The organism is Phormidium sp. FACHB-1136, from assembly GCF_014697375.1.
In the GTDB taxonomy this organism is placed as follows: Bacteria; Cyanobacteriota; Cyanobacteriia; order Phormidesmidales; family Phormidesmidaceae; genus Nodosilinea.
Genome location: NZ_JACJRS010000003.1, coordinates 80,923 through 101,316 on the forward strand (window position 1 = coordinate 80,923; position 20,394 = coordinate 101,316).

The 20,394-nt window shown below is 57.4% G+C and carries 15 protein-coding genes and 1 pseudogene; 8 read left to right on the forward strand and 8 right to left on the reverse strand.

Features of this window, described 5'->3' with window-relative positions; translation table 11 throughout:
- Window positions 1-54 precede the first annotated feature (54 nt).
- From H6G62_RS01970 to H6G62_RS01980, 3 genes are all read right to left on the reverse strand, one after another.
- Window positions 55-489 carry a ferritin-like domain-containing protein gene (locus tag H6G62_RS01970; protein WP_190492434.1) on the reverse strand — a complete coding sequence of 145 codons (435 nt, stop codon included), beginning with the start codon at window positions 487-489 and terminating at the stop codon, window positions 55-57.
- Window positions 490-604: 115 nt separating this feature from the next.
- Window positions 605-1,057 (reverse strand): ATP-binding protein, encoded by a 453-nt coding sequence (locus H6G62_RS01975; RefSeq protein ID WP_190492435.1) that lies wholly within the window; start codon window positions 1,055-1,057, stop codon window positions 605-607.
- A gap of 150 nt (window positions 1,058-1,207) precedes the next feature.
- Window positions 1,208-2,518, reverse strand: coding sequence for an aminopeptidase P N-terminal domain-containing protein (locus H6G62_RS01980; protein ID WP_190492436.1), 1,311 nt, complete (start codon window positions 2,516-2,518; stop codon window positions 1,208-1,210).
- Window positions 2,519-3,155: 637 nt separating this feature from the next.
- Here H6G62_RS01980 and psaA point away from each other — a divergent pair.
- From psaA to pyrC, 5 genes and pseudogenes are all read left to right on the forward strand, one after another.
- Entirely contained in the window at window positions 3,156-5,450 is a 2,295-nt protein-coding gene (gene psaA, locus H6G62_RS01985; protein ID WP_190492437.1) for a photosystem I core protein PsaA, read from the forward strand.
- Between the two features lie 342 nt (window positions 5,451-5,792).
- Entirely contained in the window at window positions 5,793-8,021 is a 2,229-nt protein-coding gene (gene psaB, locus H6G62_RS01990) for a photosystem I core protein PsaB (protein ID WP_190492438.1), read from the forward strand.
- A gap of 641 nt (window positions 8,022-8,662) precedes the next feature.
- Window positions 8,663-9,457 (forward strand): annotated as a pseudogene (locus tag H6G62_RS01995) (IS4 family transposase).
- Between the two features lie 378 nt (window positions 9,458-9,835).
- A complete protein-coding gene (locus tag H6G62_RS02000; RefSeq protein ID WP_190492439.1) occupies window positions 9,836-10,264 on the forward strand; it encodes an ACT domain-containing protein in 429 nt (142 codons plus the stop codon).
- A gap of 21 nt (window positions 10,265-10,285) precedes the next feature.
- Complete coding sequence (gene pyrC, locus H6G62_RS02005) at window positions 10,286-11,344, forward strand: dihydroorotase (protein WP_190492440.1); 1,059 nt, start codon at window positions 10,286-10,288, stop codon at window positions 11,342-11,344.
- 161 nt (window positions 11,345-11,505) lie between these two features.
- Here pyrC and H6G62_RS02010 read toward each other — a convergent pair whose 3' ends face one another.
- A complete protein-coding gene (locus H6G62_RS02010) occupies window positions 11,506-12,279 on the reverse strand; it encodes an SIMPL domain-containing protein (protein WP_242051784.1) in 774 nt (257 codons plus the stop codon).
- Between the two features lie 225 nt (window positions 12,280-12,504).
- On the opposite strand from H6G62_RS02010, the gene H6G62_RS02015 reads away from it, so the two are divergent.
- On the forward strand, window positions 12,505-12,813 hold the full coding sequence (locus H6G62_RS02015) for a TIGR03792 family protein (RefSeq protein WP_190492441.1): 309 nt from the start codon (window positions 12,505-12,507) through the stop codon (window positions 12,811-12,813).
- 91 nt (window positions 12,814-12,904) lie between these two features.
- On the opposite strand, the gene H6G62_RS02020 is transcribed toward H6G62_RS02015, so the two are convergent.
- The 4 genes from H6G62_RS02020 to H6G62_RS02035 form a co-directional block, all read right to left on the reverse strand.
- Complete coding sequence (locus H6G62_RS02020; RefSeq protein WP_190492442.1) at window positions 12,905-13,060, reverse strand: hypothetical protein; 156 nt, start codon at window positions 13,058-13,060, stop codon at window positions 12,905-12,907.
- Window positions 13,061-13,299: 239 nt separating this feature from the next.
- On the reverse strand, window positions 13,300-14,910 hold the full coding sequence (locus H6G62_RS02025) for an NAD(P)H-quinone oxidoreductase subunit 4 (RefSeq protein ID WP_190492443.1): 1,611 nt from the start codon (window positions 14,908-14,910) through the stop codon (window positions 13,300-13,302).
- Window positions 14,911-15,613: 703 nt separating this feature from the next.
- Window positions 15,614-17,362 carry an ABC transporter ATP-binding protein gene (locus tag H6G62_RS02030; RefSeq protein ID WP_190492444.1) on the reverse strand — a complete coding sequence of 583 codons (1,749 nt, stop codon included), beginning with the start codon at window positions 17,360-17,362 and terminating at the stop codon, window positions 15,614-15,616.
- 52 nt (window positions 17,363-17,414) lie between these two features.
- Window positions 17,415-18,434, reverse strand: a complete 1,020-nt coding sequence (locus H6G62_RS02035) for a Gfo/Idh/MocA family oxidoreductase (RefSeq protein WP_347239269.1) — start codon at window positions 18,432-18,434, stop codon at window positions 17,415-17,417.
- 248 nt (window positions 18,435-18,682) lie between these two features.
- On the opposite strand from H6G62_RS02035, the gene xth reads away from it, so the two are divergent.
- Together xth and leuD are read left to right on the forward strand one after the other, a co-directional pair.
- Window positions 18,683-19,468, forward strand: a complete 786-nt coding sequence (xth, locus tag H6G62_RS02040) for an exodeoxyribonuclease III (protein ID WP_190492445.1) — start codon at window positions 18,683-18,685, stop codon at window positions 19,466-19,468.
- A 297-nt stretch (window positions 19,469-19,765) separates the two neighbouring features.
- A complete protein-coding gene (leuD, locus tag H6G62_RS02045) occupies window positions 19,766-20,353 on the forward strand; it encodes a 3-isopropylmalate dehydratase small subunit (protein ID WP_190492446.1) in 588 nt (195 codons plus the stop codon).
- Window positions 20,354-20,394: the final 41 nt, after the last annotated feature.

Consider the following 20,394-nt stretch of genomic DNA (forward strand, 5'->3'; position numbering starts at 1 on the left):
GCGATTACCCCCCGGAGGGTAGGATCTGATGCAGTAGGACAAAGCGAGTTGGCGTTAGCTAAAGTCTCGTAGCATTTTCTTGATTTCCAGGTTGTGCAGTTCCTCCTGGCCAATTTTGGTGCGGGCAAACTCTTCTAAATAGACGCTGGCGTTCTCCACCACGTCTAACAGTTGTTTGTACATGTCTAGGGCTTTTTGCTCGTGGTTTAGGCTTTCCTCCAGCAAATCCCTCACCCCGTGGCGATTGTTTTCTTCGATGGGGGCAATGCGCTGGCTGGGGTGTCCTTCCAACCCGGTAATAATTTCCCCGGCCTCCTGGGCGTGTAGGAGCGATTCTGCCGCCTGGGCTTTGAAAAAGTCCACAATGGGAATTCGGTTTGGCCCCGTCACCATCAGGGAGCAGTGGGTGTAGCGCACCACCCCAGCCAGTTCAAACTCCATAATTTGGTTTAGCATCTCGATGGTGGCCTGGGTATTGAGGTCTCGCATGGGTTCAACTCGCGTGGATGACTTAACGACTCCTTAACCCTAGCCTCAGTCCACGAAAAATCCAATGGGCCATTCGCCTTCCGAGGTGTGTGACAGTGGTTAGCATAGAAATGCCCTAGGCATAGGTTTTGTGTAAATGCAGGCAATTGCCCCGGTCGCTGGGGGTATAGCTGAGTTGATCGGCTACCAGGTACATGATTTTAAGCCCTCGTCCACCCTCGTCGTGGGGGCTATGGGTGCTGAGTTTGGTTTTGAGGACGGCATTGAGATCGAACCCCGGCCCCTGATCCCAAATTCGTACATCAACGGTGCAATTGGAGATGCTCACTTCGATCACCACAGGGGTGGTTTCTGGGAGCCCAACATGGGCGTGGCGCACAGCATTGGTAAAGCCTTCAATTAAGGCGAGTTGGCACTGCAACCAGAGCGCATGGGGGATGGGGGCTGTCTGAAATTGGTCAAACCAGGCCAACACCGATTTGAGTGCGGTGGGATCGGTGGGAGTTTGGATCTGGCTGGTCTGCTGGTAGCTCAAGGGGGGTTCTGGTGCCGCGATGTCTTCTTGCATGATAGGCCCAACCTGCGTTTAGCAAGCGCCACACCCTTAAGAGAGTGTAATCCCTTAGCGCCCTCTCGCTGCCATCCCTTTGACTGGCCTTGGGTTCAAGGCCACCACGCTTGAGAGAGAAGGGTTTCTGGCCTTGGGGCAGATCGCCCCCTAGCGTTCCATGGCGCTGAGATCCTTAGGCACGGCGGCGGTCAGCACCTCGCAGCCCGCTTCGGTGACCAGTACGTCGTCCTCAATGCGGATGCCGATGCCGCGCCAGCGATCTTCAATCTGGGGCTGGCCCTCGGCGGGCTCGTAGTGGGGGGAAATGTAAATCCCTGGCTCCACCGTCACCACGTTGCCGACCTCAAAGGGTTTCCAGGTTTTGTCGGGGTTGCGAAGAATGCCCGCATCGTGGACATCCAGCCCTAGAAAATGTCCGGTGCCGTGCATAAAGAAGGCTTTGTGCTTTTTCTCTTCGATCAGGGTGTCCACATCGCCCACCAGCAGACCCAGTTCCACCATACCCTCGGTGAGGGTGCGGGTGGCGGCGTCGTGGAATTCATTAAAGGGCGCACCGGGCTGCACAGCGGCGATGGCCTTGAGTTGGGCCTCTAGCACCAGTTCGTACAAAATCCGCTGCTCGGCGGTGAATTGCCCTCCCACGGGAAAGGTGCGGGTGATGTCGGCATTGTAGTAGTCGTAGGCGCAGCCCGCATCAATCAGCAGCAGGTCGCCCGCTTGCATTTGGCGGTTGTTCTCGATGTAGTGGAGGATGCAGGCATTTTCCCCAGAGGCCACGATGGAGGGATAGGCGGTGCCCATGGCCCCTTCGAGCCGAAAGATATGCTCCATTTCCGCCTGAATTTCGTACTCGTAGCGACCGGGGGCGGCAATGTCGCGAGCGTGGTTGTGGGCCTTGGCGGCGATGGCAATGGCCCGCCGCAGCCGTTCCAGTTCGGTGCTGTCCTTCACCCGCCGCAGGGTTTGCATCAGTAGTCCGGCATCCTCGATGGCGACTGGGCCAGTGCCCCGCTTGGGGTAGGTGGCCAAGAGGCGTTGCCAGTAACGCAGCATTCGGTCATTGAGGCGCTGGTCATGGCCGAAGTGGTAGTAAAGCCGATCCGCCTTTTCCAGATACTTGGGCAGGTGTTCGTCCAGTTCTGCAATAGGATAGACCTCGTCGGCCCCGTAGCGTTCCTTGGCCTGTTCGACACCGACCCGATAGCCCGACCAGATCTCCTTTTCTAAATCCTTGGGGCGCACAAACAGCACAAAGCGGTGCTCCTCATGGTGGGGAGCCAACACCGCCACGGCCCCCGGTTCGTTAAATCCGGTCAGGTAGTAGAAATTGCTGTCTTGGCGGAAGGGATGCTCCACATCATTGTGCATCACCGCTGTGGGGGCGCTGGCAAAGACAGCGGTGCCCCCGCCAATTAAATCCATCACGCGCTGGCGGCGTTGGGCGTAGAGATCAACCATGGGATGTCGGGTACTGGAGATATCGGGGACTGAAGCAGACCATTTCTAGGGTAGACCCAGACTACACCGACTGGGGAGGCGGCGTTGTGTCGATCACCACGCCCCTGCCAGCCCACGCCCGGTCAAGGGTTTAGGGCTTTGCGCCCGTGGCCTGAGTGATGATCAACCCAAGGCTATGGGGGGAAGGCGTAGGATTAGGCCACGGGGTTGGGGAACCCTAAAAAACTTTGGCCGCAAGAAATAAAACTCAACAAAATGATTGGTTTTTGTACGATCTAGCGTCATGGCTTAATTTCATTTCGACAGAGTTATTAACTTGTGAAAATTTCGCTTATCAAGATCGGCAATCATTCTGTAGTTTGTTACTTAATCTACCTCTAGTCCTGGTTTTAAGGCTGTTCTGGGCTTGCCCTGGGCGGTTTTAGGATCCGGTAGAGACAGATCTGACGCAGTTCTCAGCCATCGTTGAGGGACTGTCCGACGGGTTCTCTGTTGGACTTTCCCGACCTTCGTATGGAAAAGGCTGCTCACCCCAACCGTGTATTGAAGCTTTCTATAGACCCACTTTTTAAACGTCTATATCTTAGGAAGCGCCTTATATCCGCTCTGTGTTTCGAGTAGTAGAGAGGAGAGTTCCATGACCATAAGTCCCCCTGAACCGGGACAGAAAGTTAGGGTCGTGGTTGATAAGGATCCGGTAGCCACCTCGTTTGAGCGCTGGGCTAAGCCGGGACATTTCGACCGCACATTGGCCAAAGGCCCCAAAACCACCACCTGGATTTGGAACCTGCACGCCGATGCCCACGACTTTGACAGTCACACTAGCGACCTTGAAGATATTTCGCGGAAGATCTTCAGTGCCCACTTCGGCCACCTCGCTGTCATCTTTATTTGGCTGAGTGGCATGTACTTCCACGGGGCCAAGTTTTCTAACTATGAAGCTTGGCTGACCAACCCCACCGGGATTAAGCCCAGCGCCCAGGTGGTGTGGCCCATCTTTGGCCAAGAAATTCTCAATGCCGATGTGGGCGGTGGCTTCCACGGCATTCAAATCACCTCTGGTCTGTTCCAGATGTGGCGGGCCAACGGCATTACCAACGGCTTTGAGCTGTACTGCACCGCCATCGGTGCCCTGGTGATGGCGGGCTTGATGCTGTTTGCGGGCTGGTTCCACTACCACAAGGCCGCTCCCAAGCTGGAGTGGTTCCAAAACGTGGAATCGATGATGAACCACCACCTGGCGGGGCTGCTGGGCCTGGGCTGTTTGGGCTATGCGGGTCAGCAGATCCACGTTTCTCTGCCCATCAACGCCTGTCTCGATGCCATTGATGCCGGGAAGCCCCTGACCATCGGCGGTCGGGTCATCGACAGCGTGGCCAAGATTCCCCTCCCCCACGAGTGGATTCTCAACAAGAGCCTGATGACCGACCTATACCCCAGCTTTGCCGAGGGTTTGAAGCCGTTCTTTACCCTCAACTGGGGCGTATATGCCGACTTCCTCACCTTTAAGGGTGGGCTGAACCCCCAAACGGGCGGGCTGTGGCTGTCGGATACGGCCCATCACCACCTGGCTCTGGCGGTGCTGTTCATCGTGGCTGGCCACTTCTATCGCACTAACTGGGGCATTGGCCACAGCTTTAAAGAGGTGCTAGAGGCCCACAAAGGCCCCTTCACCGGGGAAGGCCACAAGGGCATGTACGAGATCTTCACCACCTCCTGGCACTGCCAGTTGGCCTGGAACCTGGCCTGGGTAGGGTCTCTCTCCATCATCGTGGCCCACCACATGTACGCCATGCCCCCCTATCCGTACATCGCCACGGATTACGCCACCCAACTGTCGCTGTTTACCCACCACATGTGGATTGGCGGCTTCTTGATTGTGGGGGCGGGTGCCCACGCGGCCATCTTTATGGTGCGGGATTATGACCCGGCGACCCACGTCAACAACCTGCTAGATCGGGTGTTGCGTCACCGGGATGCGATTATTTCCCACCTCAACTGGGTGTGTATTTTCCTGGGCTTCCACAGCTTTGGTCTGTACATCCACAACGACACCATGCGCGCCCTGGGTCGGCCCCAGGATATGTTCTCCGATACGGCGATTAACCTTCAGCCCGTGTTTGCCCAGTGGATCCAAGGCGTCCATGCGGCGGCGGCGGGCAACACCGCTCCCAACGCTTTGGCCGGGGTTAGCCCTGTGTTCAATGGCGATGTACTGGCGGTGGGCGGCAAGGTGGCCATGGCAGCACTTCCCCTGGGCACTGCCGACTTCATGGTTCACCACATCCATGCCTTCACCATCCACGTCACGGTTCTGATTCTGCTGAAGGGCGTGCTCTATGCCCGTAGCTCTCGCCTGGTGCCCGACAAAGGCGAACTGGGCTTCCGGTTCCCCTGCGATGGCCCCGGTCGGGGCGGCACCTGCCAGGTGTCCGGTTGGGATCACGTCTTCCTGGGCCTGTTCTGGATGTACAACTCCCTATCCATCGTGATTTTCCACTTTAGCTGGAAGATGCAGTCCGATGTGTGGGGCACGGTCTCCCCAGACGGCTCGGTGTCGCACATTACGGGCGGCAACTTTGCCAACAGCGCCATCACCATCAACGGTTGGCTGCGCGATTTCCTCTGGGCACAAGCCTCCCAGGTAATTGGCTCCTACGGTTCCTCCCTGTCGGCCTACGGCCTGATGTTCCTGGGTGCCCACTTTGTTTGGGCCTTCAGCCTGATGTTCCTGTTCAGCGGTCGCGGCTACTGGCAAGAACTGATCGAGTCCATCGTCTGGGCGCACAACAAGCTGAAGGTGGCCCCCGCCATCCAGCCCCGTGCCCTCAGCATCACCCAAGGTCGGGCTGTGGGTGTGGCCCACTACCTCCTCGGAGGCATCGCCACCACCTGGGCCTTCTTCCTGGCTCGAATTATTGCGGTGGGCTAGCGAGACTGTCCGGTTCAGGGAACGGCCCTCACCCTAGTCCTTATCCAAAGGCTGATGTCTGTATAGAGCGTTTGTCGTTCATCAAACCCTGGGAGGATCCCCCTAAATCCCCCTTAGAAAGGGGGACTTTGACTCCGAGATTCCCTTAAATAAGGAAGACTTTGATTCCAAAACCCCCCTTCCCAAGGGGGGCAGGGGGGACCCCTCCAAACCTCTGTATCAGCAGATGCCTAAAGAAGAGGGCACAGGTGAGGGCCAAACCCAAGGCCAAACCCGTCTCCACCCCCGCATTTCAGCGAATTACGGTTTCTGTCCATTTGTACATCAAACCTGATTTGATTCATGGCAACTAAATTCCCTAAATTTAGCCAGGACTTGGCAGCCGATCCGACCACACGGCGGATCTGGTACGGGATTGCCACCGCCCACGACTTTGAAAGCCACGATGGCATGACCGAGGAGAATCTTTACCAAAAGATCTTCGCCTCCCACTTTGGCCACCTGGCAATCATCTTTTTGTGGACATCGGGCAACCTGTTCCATGTCGCCTGGCAAGGCAACTTTGAACAATGGGTGAAAGACCCCCTCGGCGTGAAGCCCATCGCCCACGCGATTTGGGATCCGCAATTTGGTCAACCGGCGGTGGATGCCTTCACCCAAGCCGGGGCCAGCTATCCGGTTAACATTTCCTTCTCCGGGGTCTACCACTGGTGGTACACCATCGGTATGCGTACCAACGGCGACCTCTACAGCGGGGCCATGTTCCTGCTGGTGCTGGCGGCGGTGATGCTGTTCGCAGGCTGGCTACACCTTCAACCCAAGTATCGGCCCAGCTTGGCCTGGTTCAAAAATGCGGAATCCCGCCTGAACCACCACCTGGCCGGACTGTTTGGGGTCAGCTCCCTGGCCTGGGCGGGCCACCTCATCCACGTCGCCATCCCCGAAGCGCGGGGGCAGCATGTGGGCTGGGATAACTTCCTCTCTGTGAAGCCCCACCCGGCAGGTCTCGCGCCCTTCTTCACCGGGCAGTGGGGAGTCTATGCCCAGAACCCCGATACCCCTGGCCACATCTTTGGTACGGCAACGGGTTCTGGCGATGCCATTCTCACCTTTTTGGGTGGGTTCCATCCCCAAACCGAGGCCCTGTGGCTGACGGATATTGCCCACCACCACCTAGCCATTGCGGTGCTGTTCATCGTCGCAGGCCACATGTACCGGACGAACTTCGGTATTGGCCACGACATGAAGACCATCATGGAAGCCCACAATCCCCCGCCGGGAACTCCCTTTGGCGGCATGATTGGGGCGGGCCACAAGGGCATGTACGACACCTACAACAACTCCCTGCACTTCCAGCTCGGCTGGCACCTGGCCTGCTTGGGGGTGGTCACCTCCCTGGTGGCGCAGCACATGTACTCACTGCCCTCCTACGCCTTCATCGCCAAGGACTACACCACCCAGGCCGCCCTCTATACCCATCACCAGTACATCGCTGGGTTCTTGATGGTGGGGGCCTTTGCCCACGGGGCCATCTTCCTGGTGCGGGATTACGATCCTAAGGCCAACGAAAACAACGTGCTGGCTCGAATGCTGGAGCACAAGGAAGCGCTGATTTCCCACCTGAGCTGGGTGTCGCTGTTCCTGGGCTTCCACACCCTAGGGCTGTACGTCCACAACGATGTGGTGGTTGCCTTTGGCACCCCCGAAAAGCAAATCCTGGTGGAACCTGTCTTCGCCCAGTGGGTGCAAGCCTCCTCCGGCAAACTGCTCTACGGGTTCAACACCCTGTTGTCTAACCCCGACAGCATCGCCACCACCGCTTGGCCCAACTTCGGCAACGTGTGGCTACCGGGCTGGATGGATGCCATCAACAGCGGCACCAACTCCCTGTTCCTCAACATTGGCCCTGGCGACTTCCTGGTGCACCACGCCATTGCCCTCGGTCTGCACACCACCACCCTGATTCTGGTCAAGGGTGCCCTGGATGCCCGTGGCTCCAAGCTGATGCCCGACAAGAAGGACTTCGGCTACAGCTTCCCCTGCGACGGCCCTGGCCGGGGCGGCACCTGCGACATCTCCGCCTGGGATTCCTTCTATCTGGCGATGTTCTGGATGCTGAACACCATCGGCTGGACCACCTTCTACTGGCACTGGAAGCATCTCACCTTCTGGAGCGGCAACGTCGCCCAGTTCAATGAAAACTCCACCTACCTGATGGGCTGGTTCCGCGATTACCTGTGGCTGAATAGCTCGCAGTTGATCAACGGCTACAACCCCTACGGCATGAACAACCTCGCCGTCTGGGCCTGGATGTTCCTGTTCGGCCACCTGATCTGGGCGACGGGCTTCATGTTCCTGATCTCCTGGCGGGGCTACTGGCAGGAGTTGATCGAAACTATCGTGTGGGCGCACGAGCGCACTCCCCTGGCGAACCTGGTTCGCTGGAAGGACAAGCCCGTGGCCCTGTCCATCGTGCAGGCTCGCGTGGTTGGTCTAGCGCACTTCACCGTGGGCTACATCGTCACCTACGCCGCCTTCCTGATCGCCTCCACCTCCAGCCGCTTCGGCTAACCGATGCTCCCCCGTAAGGTGGGCACCGCTCACCTTACTTCCCCGTAGGGTGGGCATTGCCCACCTTACCCCCCACGGTTGAGGTAAGTTTCTTCACCCAGAGCCGCTCACCCCCACCGTGGGGACATCCTTAATTAACCAGAACATTGTTGATAAGAACTGGTTTGCACTCCAGTGCTGCCGTAAAAATTCTGGTTTACAAGTTTTCTTGATGGTGGGCAGTACCCACCCTACATAGCTACGCAGCTTACAAATATTTCTGGTGCTATGCGGCATCTCTACATCGCCCCAGCACCGATACAGCTTGAGACGGATGGAGACTCTCCGCTCAAGAGTCCTGGTTCTTCGGGGTAGTTGAGCCAGGACTTTTATTGTTTAAAAACCTAGGCTGTTTTCGGCTGAGTCCTTTCCACAATCATGGCCTAACCTCAGTTCGGGATAAGCCAAACACCTCAATCTTGAGAAACCTACTGCCAGCTTGTACTTTAGCCCTTAACGGGTGACAACATGGCTAGGGCGCGGCACGGTACAGGGACAAAACTTGGGGTGATTGGCTGAAAGCCTTCTGTGTGGAGGGGGTGACAGACTGAGGAATAGGGAGGTGAGCTAGGAATGATTACAACCTTAGCGAGACCCTCCCCATGACTCAGATGAACCGACTTCAAGCGGCCCTACGCATCCATCTGCCGTGGCATGGTGCCCGACTGACCTTTCTCGCCCTGTTTCTGGTGGCCCTCTTCCGAGTTGACACGGTGAACTTGGATTAACGGTCGTCGGTGTTGGCCAACCGGGCGAAGCCGGAGTCGAACTACAAACGTCTGACGCGGTTTTTGCGGGAGTTTCCGGTGGATTTCGACGATATTGACCGGGCGATAGTGAGTTGGAGCCCGATTCCTCAACCCTGGACGTTAAGCCTCGACCGCACGAATGGGTCGTTTGGTTCCGTTCATTTCAACATCCTGATGCTGGGGATTGTCCATGAAGGGGTGGCCTTCCCGTTATTCTGGACGATGCTGGACAAGCGGGGCAACAGCAACAGTAATAAGCGTGTTGACTTACTGGAACGCTTTGAGCGGGTGTTCCCGAACGCCAAGGTGCGGTGTTTGACGGGCGACCGAGAGTTTGTCGGCAAGGACGGGTGCATCGAGACCTTGTTTTCGGCCCTCAAAACCCGAGGGTTCAACCTCGAATCGACTCACCTCTGCCATGCCGAGCGCCTCAGTAAACTCGTTGCCCTCCTCGCCTTGGGCTTCTGTTGGGCCATGCGCAGCGGACTCTGGCACCATCAGCACCAACCGATTGCCATCAAAGCCCATGGCCGCAGGGCCAAGAGTCTCTTCCGCTGCGGTTGTGATTTTCTCCGGCGTACCTGTTGCGATCTGGCCTTACACTCTGACGAGTTCGACCAAGTGCTTCAACTTTTGTCCCCGTACTGAGTGAACGGCTTTGAAATAGCCCAAATTTGCCCCTGTTACACCGAAAGTTTGTTCGTTTCAGCGACCTCTCCCCCAACGTCTGGATGCGCCCTATACAGGGATGTGATTAACTTAGAGCGCTGGGGGAATGGTGATGTGGAAGTAGGGTTAGAAACCCTGGAAGAACTGCCCTATGTCAAGCCTTTGAACAGCATATGGATAATGGCGGAGGCACTGCCTAGGTCGTGACAGCCACGGAGCGGTGGGTCATCACCGAAGTTTTGCAAACCGCCGCCGCCCACCTGCTGCAAGCGTTGTAGGATTCGGTGTGGGCGCTGAGCATCCCTAATTAAAATCCCTAATGGAGTCAGGCCAATTTAGACATGGGAGGGGCGTACCATGGCACCGCATACTTCTGAGCCTTCTGTTGAACCCGCGTTCACTCTGGCTGTTCTGGATGGTATCTTTGCGATTCATCGATTGCCACCCACCGCCGAGATTCCCGCTGAAATCCTGCATCAATCGGTATTTAGCGTGATGCGCACGCCCCAGGAGTTGTCGCTACTGGTGCCAGAAGAGGTGCCTGTCGTTGCGGATAAAACCGAACCGGGCTGGCGGGGGCTGGTGGTTGAGGGCACCCTCGATTTTGGACTAACAGGGGTTTTGGCGGCGATTTCCCAGGTGCTGGCCGCTGCCAAAATTAGTATCTTTGCCCTATCTACCTACGACACAGATTATATTTTTGTGAAAGCCGACAAGCTGGACTCTGCCTGGGAAGCCTTGCGTCAGGCGGGCTATGGCCTGCGCAATGGGGCCGAATGGGCCTAGGCAACCGGATATGATGGGGACATGGAAACACTCACCCTGACTCGACCCGACGACTGGCACCTGCACCTCCGCGATGGGGATGCCTTGAAGGCGGTGCTGCCCTACACGGCGAGACAATTTGCCCGTGCCATTGTGATGCCGAACCTGAAGCCCCCGGTGCGAACGGTGGCCGAGGCGGAGGCCTATCGGGATCGGATTCTGGCGGCGTTGCCTGCGGGGCAGATGTTTGAGCCGTTGATGACCCTTTACTTAACGGACAACACCCCCCCGGAGGAAATGTTTGCGGCCAAGGCGGCTCAGTTCGTAAAGGCGGTGAAGTATTACCCTGCCGGGGCGACAACCAACTCCGATTCTGGGGTGACGGATATTCGTCAGTGCGATGGGGTGTTTGCCGCCATGGAGGAGGCCGACCTACCCCTGTTGCTGCATGGGGAAGTGACCCACGCGGCGGTGGACATTTTTGATCGCGAAAAGGTGTTCATCGAAACCCATCTGATGCCCCTGCGACAGCGCTTTCCCAAGCTGCGGATTGTGTTAGAGCACATCACCACCACCGAAGCTGTGGACTACGTGCTAGAGACCGACCGCATTGCTGCCACCCTTACGCCCCAGCATCTTTTATATAGCCGCATGGCCCTGTTTCAGGGGGGGCTGCGGCCCCATTATTACTGCTTGCCCATTTTGAAGCGGGAAACCCACCGCCAAGCCCTGGTGAAAGCGGCCATCTCCGGCAATCCTAAATTTTTCCTGGGTACCGACAGTGCCCCCCACCCTCGCCACAGCAAGGAAAGCGACTGTGGTTGTGCGGGTTGCTTTTCGGCGCTCCATGCCCTAGAACTCTATGCCGAAGCCTTTGAATCGGCGGGTGCCCTGGATAAGCTGGAAGCCTTCGCCAGTTTCTACGGCCCCGATTTCTACCACCTGCCCCGCAATACCGACGCCATCACCCTCACCAAAACCCCCTGGCGCATCCCCGACGAGTTGCCCTTTGGAGAATCGGGCCTAGTGCCCCTACGGGCCGGGGAAGAACTGACCTGGAAGATTGCCTCAGCAGATCACAAACCTGCTCTTTTGTCGTGAGCCAGCCCTCCCCTAAATCCCCTTGAAAAGGGGGACTTTGAATCTGGTTCCCCCCTTTTTAAGGGGGGCTAGGGGGGATCGATCCCCTATATCGTCTACGTCAAGGACTAAGGACTCATGTGTACACCGTAGCCCAGGGGGAGAGGGGCTGGGGGTGAGGGCTAATACCGAATTTGCAGCGTCACACTGGCCTGTACAGTCTGTTCGCCGCCGATGACGGGGGTGGAATAGTCCGCTGAGGCGCTGGCCATCTCGGCCCGTCGGGGCATGGGCACGGGCATGGGCATATTGGCCCCATTAATTTGAATGGTGACAATTTCCTGCGGCCCCAGGTTGAGGGCACTCAGCACGGTGTTGGCTTGGGCCTGGGCATCGTTGACGGCCTCCCGCAGGGCTTGCTGGCGGGCCGTTTCCAGGGCGGCATCCTCGGCAATGAAGTTAATGCCCCGGATTTGGTTGGCCCCCGCGTTGACGGCCTCATCCAAAATTGGCCCCATGGCCTCGGTGGGCACCTGGAAGCTAACGGTGTTGCTGCCCGTGTAGCCCACCACTTCGGAACGTCCGTTCTCGTAGGTGTATTGGGGATTGAGTTGTACTCCGGTGGTCTCCAGTTTTTCCACATTACGCGACCGCAGCAGTTCCACTACCGCCGTAGACCGTCGCGCCACCTCCCGCTGCACCGTGGCGGCATCGGTGCCCTGCACATCCACCCCCAGCGACACCTGGGCCTTGGTGGTTTGCACAGAAACTTGGCCTTGGCCAGTCACAGTCAGGGTGCGGAGCAGGGTTTCTTGGGCCATGGCGGTGGGGGTAAAAACAGGGGTGAACACAAAACCAGAAGCCAGTGCCGCCGAAGCAAGTAGGGCAGCAGAAAAGCGTTGGGCCATGCGACCCGGTTGCAGAGTCGTTATTCGGGGGCGACTAGAATCCATCATGGTGGCGTTCCTCACATCAAAATGTCGATTGTCCAAAATCCTGAGATCCTCTAAATTCAATGGAGCTTAGACTCTCAATCTGACACAGGGGACGTTGATCCCCGCCGCCGTTACCGAATTCGATACATTGCCCTGGGTTTGGGCTGGTGATTGCCCCCACTGAGATGATCCCACCGATCTAAAAGTCACCCTACAATGACCCTAGGCTTGCTGATGGTAAACACTATGGTCATTGAATGGCTCACCTTTGCGGTGGCACCGGAACATCGAGAAACTTTTATTCGGGTTGACCACGACATTTGGACAGCGGCCCTCAGTCAGTATCCCGGCTTTGTTTCCAAGGAAGTCTGGATTTCCCCCGATCTTGCGGATCAGGTGATTGCCGTTATTCGCTGGCAAACTCGTGACCAGTGGAAAGCCATTCCCCAGGACGATTTGAAGCAGATTGATGCCCAGTTTCAAGCGGCCCTAGGGGTTCCCTATCGCCTCATTGATGCTAGGGAATACCAAGTCCGCCGCTATCCGTCACCCTAAGCCCTAGATGCTTAGAAACCCGGTTTCTTCATGGCAGATCAAAGGTATTACCTGGGATCTGAGCAAGAAACCGGATTTCTGTACCGATGGTCTAGGCGGCGCGTTTTTTGCTAATCAATCGCGTCAACCAGCCGCTAGAACGCAGGTCTACATAGGCTTTGCATTGGGAACATTGCCGGATACCGGAGACGCCAATCCGCAACAAGTTGGAGCTTTGGCAATGGGGACAGCGGTGAGACTTAGCCATAGTTCAAGGTTGAATCCATACAAAGTGGGAGATCGAGGCGAGGTAATGGCTTGGCCCAGGATGCCTGGGTTGATGGCCTAATGCCATGCTGGCAAAGGTCGCCTGGATCTAAGGGTTCCCAACGGACAGTCTAAAAATTGGCAGGGCCGAAAAAAACACCTAGGCAAGCTGCCTAGGTGAATCTGCTGATTTGAGTGATGATGTCAGACAAACTTGAGGTTTACATCCGATGTCCAAACCTAGTCGATTTGGCTGGTGACTAGGCTAGGGGCCTCGGCCACGGTGGTGCTGGGGAGCGTGAAGACGTGGGCGTAGAGGTTGCCCGGTTGCTCGGCCACCAGCAGGGTGTTTTGGATTTGGCTAGCCACCTCCACGGTTTTGATGTCGTAGACCTGGGTGGCCACCTTGGGGTAGATGCCAATTCCGATGATGGGCACCAGCAGGCAGGCAGCGATGAAGGCTTCGCGGGGGCGGATGTCGATGATGTTGGGCACCTTGGCAACCACAGCCCCGGTATCGCCGTAGAAGATGCGGCGCAGCATGGAGAGCAGGTAGATGGGAGAGAGCACCACACCCACGGCGGCGGCGATGATGATCACCGTTTTGAAGGTAGTGCTATAGACATCGCTGGTAGCCAAACCCAGGAAGACCGCGATTTCGCTGACAAAACCGCTCATACCGGGGAGGGCCAGGGAGGCCAGGGAGGCCGCCGTAAAGAAGGCGAAGGTGGTGGGCATCTTACGCGCCATGCCGCCCATCACATCCATGTCGAGGGTGTGGGTGCGCTCGTAGGTGACACCGGAGAGGAAGAACATGACCGCCGCAATCAATCCGTGGGAAATCATTTGCAGCATTGCGCCGCTCATGCCCAGGGTGGTGAAGGAGGCGCAGCCAATCAGCACGAAGCCCATGTGAGCGACGGAGGAGTAGGCCATGCGGCGCTTCAGGTTGTCTTGGCCGAAGGCGGTGAGGGAGGCGTAGATGACGTTGATGACACCGAGGATGACCAGGATGGGCGCGAAGTACACGTGGGCATCGGGCAGCATCTCGATGTTCATGCGGATGAGGCCGTAGCCCGCCATCTTCAGCAGCACGCCCGCCAGAATCATCGATACGGCAGCGGGGGCTTCACTGTGGGCATCGGGCAGCCAGGTGTGGAGGGGGAAGATGGGCAGCTTGACGGCAAAGGCCACCAGGAAGGCTGCGTACATCAACAGTTGGAAGGTGAGCGAGTAGTCTTTCTGGGCCAGTTCCGTCAGGTTGAAGGTGACGGTATCGCCGTAGAAGGCCATGGCCAAGGCGGCAACCAGGATGAAGATGGAGCCGATGGCCGTGTAGAGGATGAACTTGGTGGCGGCATAGAGGCGCTTAGCCCCGCCCCAGATGGAGATCAGCAGGTAGACTGGGACTAGCTCCAGTTCCCACATGAGGAAGAACATGACCAAATCCTGGGCTAGGAACACGCCAACCTGGGCGCTATACATCACCAGCAGCAGGCTGAAGTAGAGGCGAGGGCGATTGGTGATGTTCCAGGAGGCCAAAATCGCCAGGGTGGTCACCAAACCGCTAAGGACAACCAGGGGCATGGCTAGGCCGTCGGCCCCCAGGCTCCAGGTGATGCCGACTTGGGGCACCCAGTTATAGCTTTCGACCAGTTGCAACCCAGACTGGTTGAGGTCGTAAAAATTAGCGAAGGTGTAGAGAATTAAGGAAAATTCAATAAAGCCGATGCCCAGAGCATACCAGCGAATGGTTTGGCCATTGCGGTCGGGCAGGAAGGGAATGGGCAGAATCGCTAGAAGCGGCAGGATAACTAGGGTGGTTAGCCACGGAAATTGCTCGGTCAGCATGACAATTCTCGTGAGAGTTAGTACAAAACAGCCAGCGCACTCGGTATTCCGGTCTTGAGGGTTTGGGTAACCCTGCTTAACAGAGGGCCAAACTCTACTGGTGGTGCTGTTCGCGGCGGCCTACCCTAGCGGATCAGGTCGGAGGACTTCAGCGGGAGAGGTCGAAATGGGTTAGAAGACGACCAGAGGATCAAACCGGACTGCAAAGTCGATAGAGATAAATACCTATCTTTGCGCTCCTCCATAGTATAGGAAACTTAATAAACTTTTGAGAACTACTTTTCCGATGGGACAGTAAAAGTCGGCTTATCAATCGCCTGAGATCCTTGCTCTATAAGGCTTTTGACAACTCGAATATTTGATTTAATAAAACGAAGCGTTCACATTTAGCTTTGTCAATGCCTGGATTGTTAACGTTTGTAACCGCCGTGCCTAGGTAGACTACTTGCCCGACAGCCCTTTGAAAACAAGGCTTTTGGGCTGGCGTGGGCGGTTGACCCAGTTTTCAACTCTCAATGGTGATAAGAGTCTCGCTCTCTCTAGGAACCCAGCGAAACAGGGCGAGACCATCGGTGAAGGACGATGGTTTGAGGGGTTGTGATGCCAAATCCGAATTGGATAACTCCGATTCCTAGCCCAGCAAACCCTAGGGACGAGGAGACCTCGCCCGCTGATACCGGGGGCAAACCAGCCAGATTTAGTATTACTGGATCTCGACTTCGAGTTGGTGCTGTTCCCAAAGCTCTCGGTAAAGGCCGCCCTGGGCCAGGAGGTCGCTGTGGGTTCCCATCTGGACAATGCGCCCCCGATCCATGACAAAAATGCGGTCGGCGGTGGCGGCGGCGGACATTTGGTGGGAGATGAACAGCACGGTTTTTTGCTGGGTGCCCTCGGACAGGGCGTTTAAAATGGCGGTGGCGGTGCGGTTGTCCACGCTGGAGAGGGCGTCATCCAGCACCAAAATCGGCGCATCCGTAACCAGGGCGCGGGCTAGGGCGGTGCGCTGCCGTTGCCCCCCGGAGAGGGTAATGCCCCGTTCCCCCACGATGGTGTCGTACTGCTGGGGAAAGTTCTGGATTTCGGCGTCCATTTGGGCCTGCTTGGCGGCGTACTGCACCTCACCAAACTCGGTGAGGGGGACGCCGTAGCGAATGTTGTTTTGGATGCTGGTGCTAAACAAAAAGCTGTCCTGGGGCACGTAGGCAATGGCCCGCCGCAGGTCTTGCAGGGGCACCTCCAACACATCACGGCGGTCAATTTTAAGCTGCCCCGGTTCCACCTCCAGCAGTCGGGGCAGGGCGTTGGCTAGGGTAGATTTGCCGGAACCAATCGGCCCCACAATAGCGATCCGTTCCCCCGGCGCAATGGCAAAGCTGACCCGATCCAGGGCCGGAGTGTCGCTGCCGGGATAGGTGTAGCTGAGGTCGTGGGCCTCTAGGCGTCCGTCCACGTCCGTGATCGGCAACGGTGCCAGGGGGGGATGGTCTTGGATTTTGGGCTCCGCCTCCAGAATCGCCTCCACCCGGTCGATACTGACCTCGCCCCGCTGGTAGGCCGTGATGGTGAACCCCAGCAGAGCGGTGGGAAACACCAGTCGCTCCACATACAGCAGCAGGGCCACAAAGTCGCCAACGGTGATGCCGCCCTGGGCAATGGTGCCTGCCCCGGTGGCCAAAATCACCAGCAGACTAATGCTAGCCAGCCCCCCCAGCAGCGGAAACAGGGTGTTGCGGGTTTTCGACAGGATGAGGTTGGCCCGCAGCAGGTCTTGGTTGAGGCGCTGGAAGGCTTGCCGTTCGTTGTCCTCCTGGGCATAGATTTTGATCAGGGCAATGCCGCTCATGTCCTCTTGAATCAGGTCGCTGAGGCGGGACAGGCGCTCCTGTAACTCAAGTTGCTCGTGGCGCAGGCGGTTGCTGAAGGACTGCACCAACACCAGCATCACCGGATAAACCACCAGGGAAATCAGGGTCAGCCGCACACTAATGGACAGCATCACCGGAATGGTCAACGCATAGGCAAAGGCGGTGTTGGCAATACTGAGGATGGCAAAGCCCAGCAACCGCCGGATGTTGTCCACATCGCTGGTGGCGCGGCTGATCAGTTCTCCGGCGGTGTTGCGGCTAAAGTAGGCGGGCTCCATCTTCAGCAGATGCTCAAAAATGCGCTGCTTGAGGTCAAACTCCACCTGCCGACCCACCCCAAACAGGGTAATCCGCGACACCATGCGAATCACCCACATCACCGAGGCTAGCACTAGCACCATGAGGGCGTAGTACAGCACCCGGTTGTAACTAAAGGTGACCTGCAACTCGTCGATGCCGTCGCGAATCAGCAGCGGAATCCACACCCCCAGCACGTTCACCAGGAACAATGCCCCCACCCCAATCGCTGCCTTAGGCCAGTGGGGGCCGAGGTAGGTGCCCAATTTCTGTAGCCGTGATCGCGCCATAGCTGCCGTCTGAACTGTCTTCCTATCCTAGACGAATTCCCCCCAGGGGGGACTAGGGCCACATCCCAGGAGGCGATTCCGCCATTGCGACGGTTTGCCCCGTTTGGGCAGATTCGGCGATGGCGTTGGCCACTCGCAGGCTATAGAGGCTGGCTTCTGGGGTGAGGTAGAGGGGGGTGCCCTGGTAGAGGTGATCCAACACGGCACGGGTATCGGTGGCAAACAGCCCCCGGCGAGAGCCAATCTCCATGGGGGTGGTGCCTTCGGCGGTGATCACCTGGCCCACGTCGCCATCGATCACCAGTTTCCCCTCGGAACCCATGACCTCTAGCCGTCGTGTCGCCTGCCAGATGGCCTCTCCCTTGCCGTAGAGCAATTCCCCCTGCACCCCGGATTGAAAGGTGATCTGGGCGGCACAAACATTCGTGCGGTAGCAGGGTAGACCGTCGGGGCCGTCCTGCCAGCCGTAGGCTTGGTTTTGGCCCGACACCTGGGCTACGGGGCCAAAGGCATCTACCAAACGATGAACACGGGACAGGGCACCCACCAGGGGAAACCCGAAACGATCCGGCTGGTACGTCCACCGCTGGGGGGCCGGACGCTGGGGCGACAGGGTGACGTAGCGGGTGTAGTGGGGCGTACCGATCACAGATAGGTTGGCTTTCAACGCTTGATGACTGCCCCCCAGCAATTCAATATGCTCCACATGGAGAAGCCGCTGCTGGCATCGGGCTAAATCCACCAAATCCTGAGCCTCTTGCCAGTCCAGGGCGAGGGGATATTCCACCACCACATGGCGTCCGGCCTCCAACGCGGCCCGCACCACCGCCCCGTGGTCACTGTTGATGTGGCACACCATCACCAGGTCGAGATCGGGTCGGGCGATGAGGGTGGGCCAATCGGGTTCTACTACGGCCTTGTGGGTTTGGGCAAAGGCTTGGGTATCCTCGGGATGGTGACCCGCCACCGCCACCAACCGCCCCCGGCCATCGGCAGCGAGAGCCTCGGCCCGCAACCGAGCCACAAACCCTGTCCCCACCATGCCCACATACACCATAGAAATTCGGTTCACCTGCCCTCAGATTGACATTATCCATTATGGCCCCAGGCCTTGACCCTGGCGATGGGAGCGCTGTTGGCCCCTGGTAAACGGACGGTGACCAGGTAAAGTCAGATCAACAGAAGAACTGATCCATCCGTTTTATTGGTCAGCCCATACGTGAGTGGGGAATCCTGGGTAACGCATTTTTCTCCTAACGACTTCCCTGGGAACCGATCCATCGTTAAGCTAGAAGACCTTGATTTTGTGCCCTGCTTGCCATGAAAGTTGCCACCTGGAACGTCAACTCCATCCGCTCCCGCCTTGACCATGCCGTGCAATGGCTCCAGGCTAACCCGGTGGAGGTGCTGTGCTTGCAGGAAACCAAGGTGGTGGATACCGACTTTCCGGCAGCGGCCTTTGAGGAGTTGGGCTACCACACCAAGATCTATGGCCAAAAATCCTACAACGGGGTGGCATTGATCAGCCGCCAGCCGCTGGAGAACGTGCAGCGGGGGTTTGCCGCCGTGCTAGGGGCAGACCGAGTCGGTGATTTGGACGACCAAAAGCGCGTCATTGCCGGACAGTGTGGCGACGCCTACGTGGTGAATCTCTATGTGCCCAATGGCAATTCCGTCGGCAGCGAAAAGTACGAGTACAAACTGAGGTGGCTGGCCTGCCTGAAGGAATACCTAGCGGCCTTGCTGAAGGAGTATCCCAACCTCAACGTCTGCGGCGATTTCAACATTGCCCTAGAGGACAAAGACCTCTACAACCCTGAGGGCAAAGAGAAACACATCATGTCCTCCCCGGTGGAGCGGGAGGCTCTACGGGACGTGCTTTCCGTGGGTTTGGCCGATGCCTTTCGCAAGTTCACCGACGAGGGCGGACACTTTAGCTGGTGGGACTATCGTGCCGCGTCCTTCCGTCGCAATCTGGGCTGGCGCATCGACCACCACTACCTTTCGGCCCCATTGTACGCACGGGCTACCGCCTGCACGATTGACCTCGCCCCCCGCCGCCTAGAAAAACCTAGCGACCATACCCCGGTGATTGTAGAGTATTAAACTACCGGGTGTTCACGGTGAGGAAAGCCACCTAAAAAGTCGTCTACAATACTCTGCAATACATCGCTTTGTCTAGGTCTTACGTCTGTTCACCTTAAAACTAAACCCCGATTCGTCCCAAGACCAAACCTGTAGGCGCTCCAGAGCCTCTTTCGCAATACGGATAGGTAGCCATTTCAGTCAGATACGGCACAGGTAAGGGGCTTAAACCCTTTATTTATAGGCTGTAGGGGTAGGGGTACCTTATCCATCAGAGAACCGCTATAGTCGTTGACGTTGAAATGGTAGGGGAGAGTGATGTCTAAGATTTCACACATGGTTGGACGTGGGATTCCCTTGGTGGGAAATGATATTGATACGGATCGGATTATTCCGGCTCGGTTTCTCAAGTGTGTGACCTTTGACGGGTTGGGGAAACAGGTGTTTGCGGATGATCGCAGTACCCTATCCGGTGCCCATCCCTTTGATCAGGATCAATACCAGGGCGCATCGGTTTTGGTCGTAAACCGCAACTTCGGCTGTGGATCGTCTCGGGAACACGCGCCCCAAGCCATTGCCCGCTGGGGGATTCGCGGTATTCTCGGGGAGAGCTTTGCGGAAATCTTCTTTGGCAATTGCGTGGCCATTGGGGTGCCCTGCGTAACGGCCTCAGCGGAGGTGGTAACCCAGGTGCAGCAGGTCTTAACGGCTAATCCTCAGGCGGCGGTGACCCTTGACCTAGAGAACCTGCGGGTTCACTATGGCGATCAGTCGGCGGCGGTGGAGATGCCGGAGGGGGTGCGTCAGGCGTTTTTGGCTGGAACCTGGGATGCCTGCGGTCAACTCGTGGCCAACGCCGATCAAATTAACGCAACGGCACAACGGTTGGCCTACCTGGCCTGGTAAACCCAGGGTAGACTTTCCCATAGATTTGCTAAGCGGTTGTC